This window comes from Collinsella sp. TM09-10AT (genome assembly GCF_003436275.1).
Classification (GTDB): Bacteria; Actinomycetota; Coriobacteriia; order Coriobacteriales; family Coriobacteriaceae; genus Collinsella.
The window spans coordinates 128,565-134,564 of the sequence record NZ_QSOP01000005.1 but is presented as its reverse complement, the minus strand read 5'-3'; the positions used below and the strand labels follow the sequence as shown (position 1 = coordinate 134,564).

Genomic DNA, 6,000 nt, shown 5'->3' with positions numbered 1-6,000 from the left:
GGGGCCGCAGGGCATGGGGATGACCCTGCGGCCCCGCGCGGGCGCCCCCGGTTACCCAACCTCTTCGATAGGAGCTTTTCCCACATGGCAGACATCGCATTCGAGAAGGACCTCTCCGTCACCGAGACCGGCATCGAGGGCCTGAAGGTCGTCGAACTGGCCGTCCACGGCGACTCGCGCGGTTGGTTCAAGGAGAACTGGCAGCGCGCCAAGATGACCGCCCTGGGCATCCCGGACCTCCGCGTCGTCCAGAACAACATCTCCTACAACGACAGCCGCGGCGTCACCCGCGGCATCCACGCCGAGCCCTGGGACAAGTTCATCTCCGTGGCCCGCGGCAGCGTCTTCGGCGCCTGGGTGGACCTGCGCGAGGGCAGCGCCACCTACGGCAAGGTCTACACGACCGTGCTCGACCCCTCGAAGGCCATCTACGTGCCGCGCGGCGTGGGCAACTCCTTCCAGGCCCTGGAGGACGGCACCGCCTACACCTACCTGGTGGACGCCCACTGGTCGCCGGAGCTCAAGAGGACCTACACCTTCGTGAACCTCGCCGACCCCGAGCTCGCCATCGAGTGGCCCATCCCGCTCGACGAGGCCACCGTCTCCGATGCCGACCTCAACCACCCGATGCTCAAGGACGTCGTCCCCATGGCGCCGAAGCGCACCCTCGTCACCGGCTGCAACGGCCAGTTGGGCCATGCGGTCCGCGCGCTGGCGGAGGAGCGCGGCGTCGCGAAGGACTTCGACTTCTGCGACATCGACACCTTCGACATGTCCGACCCGGACGCCTACGTACAGTACGACTGGTCGCTCTACGGCACCGTGATCAACTGCGGTGCCTACACGGCCGTGGATAAAGCGGAGACCCCCGAGGGCCGTGTCATCGCCTGGAAGGCCAACGCGACCGGCCCGGCGCTCCTCGCCCGCACCTGCGCCGAGCACGGCATCACGCTCGTGCACGTCTCCTCCGACTACGTCTTTGACGGCACCGCCGAGGTCCATGACGAGGACGAGCCCCTCAGCCCACTGTCCGTCTACGGCCAGACCAAGGCGGCAGGCGACATCGCCGTGGCCGGCTGCCCGCGCCACTACATCATGCGCTCGAGCTGGGTCATCGGCGAGGGGCACAACTTCGTCAAGACCATGAAGGCGCTGTCCGACCGCGTCGCCGACCCGGGGGATAAGCTCACCCAGATCACCGTCGTTGACGACCAGCTGGGACGCCTGACCTTCACGCGCGACATGGCCGCGGCCATCTTCCACGTGCTGGAGAACAAGGCCCCCTACGGCACCTACGGCTGCACCGGCAGCGGCCGCGTCGCCTCCTGGGCCGAAATCGCGCGTGAGGTCTTCGAGGCCGCCAACGGCAACGGCGGCAAGGTGGTCCCGGTCTCCACGGCCGACTACTACGCCAGCGCCGCCGGCCCCATCGCACCGCGCCCGGTCCACTCCGCGCTCGACCTGTCCAGGCTCGAGGCTGCCGGCTTCCACATGCCCGACTGGGAGGAAGAGCTGGGGGAGTACATCAAGACGCTCTAGGCGCTATTAACTTTTCGAGAGTAAAAGCCGCCGTTCTTTAACGGCGGCTTTTCTTGTTGGTGGCTATCTGCGCAGTGGTGCCAATAGTATTTTGCGGAAGATCTACCTCTCGCTTGGCTTGGAAGTAGGGTGGCCGGGCTGGTCGTCGTAGGCGTACTTGCTATATACGTTGACCTCCCACTGCTTTTTTTCGACCTTTGCTACAGAATCCAGGATGAATCCGGTTGCAAGGCTCAGGCCGCACAGGAACATAAACGACGCGGCGAGCATGGCGGTGGGGAAGCGCGGAACGAGGCCGGTCTGGAAATACTCGACAACGATGGGCATGCCCAGGGCGAGGCCGATCACCGCAAACAGAAGCGCGACGAGGCTGAAGAACTTCAGCGGGCGGTAGTCCTTGAACAGCGTGCCGATCATCGTGACGACTTTAATGCCGTCGCTCACGGTATTGAGCTTGGACTCGGAGCCTTCCGGACGGTCGCGGTACTCGATGGGCACATCTTTGATGCGCCAGCGGTGGTCGACGGCGTGGATCGAGAGCTCGGTTTCGATCTGGAAGCCCTCGGAAAGCACAGGGAAGGTTTTAACGAACGGGCGGCTCATGGCGCGGTAGCCGGTCATGACATCATCGAAGCTGTAGCCATAGATCCACTTGATCATGGCGCGGACCAGATTGTTGCCAAAGCCGTGGAAAGCACGCTTGTTTTCCTCGGCGTAGGTGCCGTTGGAAAGGCGGTCGCCTACGGTCATATCGGCCGCGCCGTTGAGGATAGGCTCGCAGAGGGCCTTGGCCGCCTCGGCGGGGTAGGTGTCGTCGCCGTCGACCATCAGGTAGCAATCGGCGTCGATATCGCGAAACATCTGGCGGCACACGTTGCCCTTTCCCTGACGGGGCTCAAAGCGGACCGTGGCGCCGTGCTCGGTGGCGATGCGTGAGGTATCGTCCGACGAGTTGTTGTCATAGACGTAGACCGTCGCTTGCGGAAGCTCGCGGTGAAAGTCGTCGATGACTTTGCCGATCGTGAGGGCTTCGTTGTAGCAGGGGATGATGACGGCGATGGATTCAGAATTCACTCAATGCTCCTTATACATTCAATTCTTGAAAGTATAGCCGTTTGGGCTTGGCATCCTAAGATGTGGGTTAGTTCTCCAGTTTTGTTGCGCGAATCGTTTGCATGGCCGTCGGGTCTATACTGTTCGTTTGTCAACGATTACGAGTAAAGGAGTTGCATCCGTGTCGGATCAGACAAAGCAACAAGAAACTCGCAGTCTGCCTGCGACGTTTGCTAAGAACGAATTTGAGAAGGACGCGTTTATCCTTCGTCAGCTGGTTACCAAGGATTTTAAGATCAAGTATCGCCGTAGCGTTCTGGGCGTCGCATGGTCGGTTCTCAACCCGCTGCTGATGATGATCGTCATGGCCATCGTGTTCTCGACGATTTTTGGCCAGGGCCGCAATGGATCAATGACGCCCGAGATGTACCCGCTGTACTTAATCGTGGGTAACGTTACCTTTGCCGTCATGTCCGAGTCCACGAACCAGGCCCTAACGTCGATCGTGGGTGCTGCCCCTCTGCTCAAGAAGGTTAAGGTGCACCGCTGGGTCTTCCCGGTGCAGAAAGTGCTTTTCTCGCTCGTGAACTTTGCCTTCTCGCTGGTCGCCGTCGCCATCGTCATGCTGTGGTTCCGCGTTATGCCTTCTTGGCACCTGATTCTGCTGCCGGTTTGCCTGCTGCTGCTTATGTGCTTCTGCATGGGCCTGGGCATGATGCTCTCTGCCCTTACGGTCTTTTTCCGCGACGTTATGCATCTGTGGAGCGTCGTCATTACGGCGTGGACTTATATTACGCCCATCTTCTGGACGACTGACTATATTGCGCAAATGCCGCATCTCGTGCGTATCTTGATGTATGCGAACCCCATGTACAACTACCTGCAGTTTATGCGCGATATCTTTCTGTTCCAAACTACGCCCTCGCTTATGACGTTTGGTATGTGCGCTGCTTGGGCGGTTCTTGCGCTTGTTATTGGCTATACCGTGTTCCATAAGTCCGAGCGCAAGTTCATCCTCTACATCTAAGGAGTGCTGTGATGACTGAATCTGTTGTTGATTACAGCGAGCAGCCTCTGGCTGTCGAGGTCGACGACGTCACCATGATCTTTAACATGGCGTCCGAGTCGCTGACCAACCTCAAGGAGTACTTCATCAAGCTTGTCAAGCACGAGTTGTTCTTTGAGGAGTTTAGGGCGCTTAAGCATATTTCGTTTGATATTCATCGTGGCGAGGTCGTGGGTCTGGTTGGCACCAATGGCTCCGGCAAGTCTACGATGCTCAAGATTATCGCTGGCGTGCTTGAGCCAAGCGAGGGCAGCGTTAAGGTGCACGGTAACATCGCGCCGCTGATTGAGCTTGGTGCCGGCTTTGATCCCGAGCTGACCGCCCGCGAGAACATCTATCTGAACGGCGCCCTGCTCGGCTATACCAAGGAGTTCATCGACGCCAACTTTGACGGCATTATCGAGTTCGCTGAGCTTCAGAACTTTGTCGACATGCCGCTTAAGAACTTCTCCTCGGGCATGGTTGCGCGTATTGCCTTTGCAATCGCGACGATTACCGAGCCCGATATTCTGATCGTTGACGAGACGCTGTCCGTCGGTGATGTGTTCTTCCAGCAGAAGTGCGAGGCCCGCATCCAGCACTTTATCCAGAGCGGCGACGTGACGGTTCTGTTCGTTTCGCACTCCATGGAGCAGGTTGAACGCATCTGCCAGCGTGCCGTTTGGATTGAGAAGGGTGACCTTCGCATGGACGGCCCGGTCGATGAGGTCTGCAAGGCGTACCGCGAGCAGTTCAACTAGGTTATAATTACTTGCGCCTGACAGGTTTGCGCTTGCTTGGGCGTGCGGTTATTTGCTCCATTAGCTCAGTTGGATAGAGCAGGGGACTTCTAATCCCAAGGTCGACGGTTCGAATCCGCCATGGAGCACCATCGTTTATTAAGCCCGGACCGCTTGTGAACTGCGTCCCAAATCTTGGACGCCCTAAATAGCGACTAGGCCGCGAGGGCCTGATTCCGGAACTCCTCCGGGGTCAGGCCCTTCAATCTTACCTGCCTCCGGCTCGTGTTCCAGTGGACTATGTATTCCTCCAGGTCGCGTTTGAAATCCTCGAACGTCTCCCACTCGCGGCCCCGGTAGAACTCGTCCTTGACGTGGCCGAAGAGCTGCTCGGTGGCGGCGTTGTCGATGCAGTTCGCCTTCCTGGACATGCTCTGGACGATGCCGGCGGCCTCGAGCCTGGATGTGTACGAGGCGCGCTGGTACTGCCGGCCCCGGTCCGAGTGCATGGTCGGGGCGGCGCCCTCGGGGATCTTGGACAGCAGCTCGTCGAGCATCCTGACCTGCTGGGCCATGTCGGGCGTGGTCGATATGTCGCTCGCCACGATCTCCTTGGTGCAGAAGTCCAGCGTCGGGGCCCAGTAGGCCTTGCCGCCCGCCACCTTGGACTCGGTGACGTCCGTCCCCAGCTTCCGCCACGGGGCCCCGGCGTCGAAATCCCTCGCGATCACGTTCTCGAACGTCCTGCCGACGACGCCCCTGTACGAGTTGTACCCGTGGTAGGCCGTCTCGCGTCTGATACCGCAGCGGATCCCCATCTCGCGCATCATCTTGAGCACGGTCTTGTCGGCTATCACGGCCCCCTCTTCCGCCCTGAGGCACATCGCTATCTGCCGGTGCCCGCAGCCGTTGGCGGTGCGCGAGAAGATCTCGGCGGCCGCCTCCCGGAGCTCGGGGCGCGTGGGCCTCGGCGGGTGCGCGAGGGCGTAGTAGTAGGTCGACCGCTTGAGCTCGGCGCATGCGAGCAGGTGCCCGAGCGCGTGCCCCTCGGCGCGCAGGGCCGCGACCGCTTCGGCCTTCGCCCTGGTCAGAGCCCGTCCCTCTCGACCAGGGCGCGTAATTTTTTTAGGTAGGCCACCTCGGCCTCGAGCCTACGGCACCGCTCCTCGAGCTCCTCCTCGCGGGTCCGCGGCCTCGCCTTGGAACCCTTCGGCCGGCCCTTGGGCCTCGGGCGCAGGGCCTCCGCGCCGCCCCGGCGGTATAGCGCGCACCACTTCTTGAGCGGCGACATCGACATTATGCCAAACGCCGCCATCGCCTCGGTCTTCGTCATGCCGCCGTCGACGACGGCGGAGGCGGCGGCGACCTTCTGCTCGTATGTGTACCTGCCCTGCTTTCCGTCCATGCGCAGCAGCACCTCGCTCCCGAATGCGCGGTATATCTCCTGCCGTCTTCTCACGGCTTCCACGGGAAGCGAAAGGGCAATCGCGGCAGATTTATACCCGTGCCCGAGCTCGAAGAGCCCTATGGCCGCCTTCCTGGCCTCGACATCATGCTTCACTCTCAAATCAACGCGCATAAAGAAAGCCTCCCATTTCTCATGTCCAAGAAATGGGAGGCAGT

The 6,000-nt window shown here is 60.8% G+C and carries 6 protein-coding genes and 1 tRNA gene; 4 read left to right on the top strand and 3 right to left on the bottom strand.

Annotation, left to right across the window (positions count from 1 at the left end; genetic code table 11):
- Positions 1-84: 84 nt before the first annotated feature.
- Positions 85-1,539 (top strand): sugar nucleotide-binding protein, encoded by a 1,455-nt coding sequence (locus DXD77_RS03770; protein ID WP_117647769.1) that lies wholly within the window; start codon positions 85-87, stop codon positions 1,537-1,539.
- Positions 1,540-1,641: 102 nt separating this feature from the next.
- Here DXD77_RS03770 and DXD77_RS03765 read toward each other — a convergent pair whose 3' ends face one another.
- Positions 1,642-2,613 carry a glycosyltransferase family 2 protein gene (locus DXD77_RS03765; RefSeq protein WP_117564228.1) on the bottom strand — a complete coding sequence of 324 codons (972 nt, stop codon included), beginning with the start codon at positions 2,611-2,613 and terminating at the stop codon, positions 1,642-1,644.
- A gap of 160 nt (positions 2,614-2,773) precedes the next feature.
- On the opposite strand from DXD77_RS03765, the gene DXD77_RS03760 reads away from it, so the two are divergent.
- From DXD77_RS03760 to DXD77_RS03750, 3 genes are all read left to right on the top strand, one after another.
- Entirely contained in the window at positions 2,774-3,619 is an 846-nt protein-coding gene (locus DXD77_RS03760) for an ABC transporter permease (RefSeq protein WP_231501564.1), read from the top strand.
- Positions 3,620-3,630: 11 nt separating this feature from the next.
- Entirely contained in the window at positions 3,631-4,398 is a 768-nt protein-coding gene (locus tag DXD77_RS03755; RefSeq protein WP_117564229.1) for an ABC transporter ATP-binding protein, read from the top strand.
- Positions 4,399-4,452: 54 nt separating this feature from the next.
- Positions 4,453-4,529 (top strand) — tRNA-Arg (locus tag DXD77_RS03750).
- A gap of 63 nt (positions 4,530-4,592) precedes the next feature.
- Here DXD77_RS03750 and DXD77_RS03745 read toward each other — a convergent pair.
- Both DXD77_RS03745 and DXD77_RS03740 read right to left on the bottom strand, forming a co-directional pair.
- The gene (locus tag DXD77_RS03745) at positions 4,593-5,435 is read right to left on the bottom strand and encodes an IS3 family transposase (protein WP_233506726.1); all 843 of its coding nucleotides are present in this window, start codon (positions 5,433-5,435) and stop codon (positions 4,593-4,595) included.
- Positions 5,436-5,464: 29 nt separating this feature from the next.
- Positions 5,465-5,956 carry a helix-turn-helix domain-containing protein gene (locus tag DXD77_RS03740; protein WP_117564231.1) on the bottom strand — a complete coding sequence of 164 codons (492 nt, stop codon included), beginning with the start codon at positions 5,954-5,956 and terminating at the stop codon, positions 5,465-5,467.
- Between the last annotated feature and the right edge of the window lie 44 nt (positions 5,957-6,000).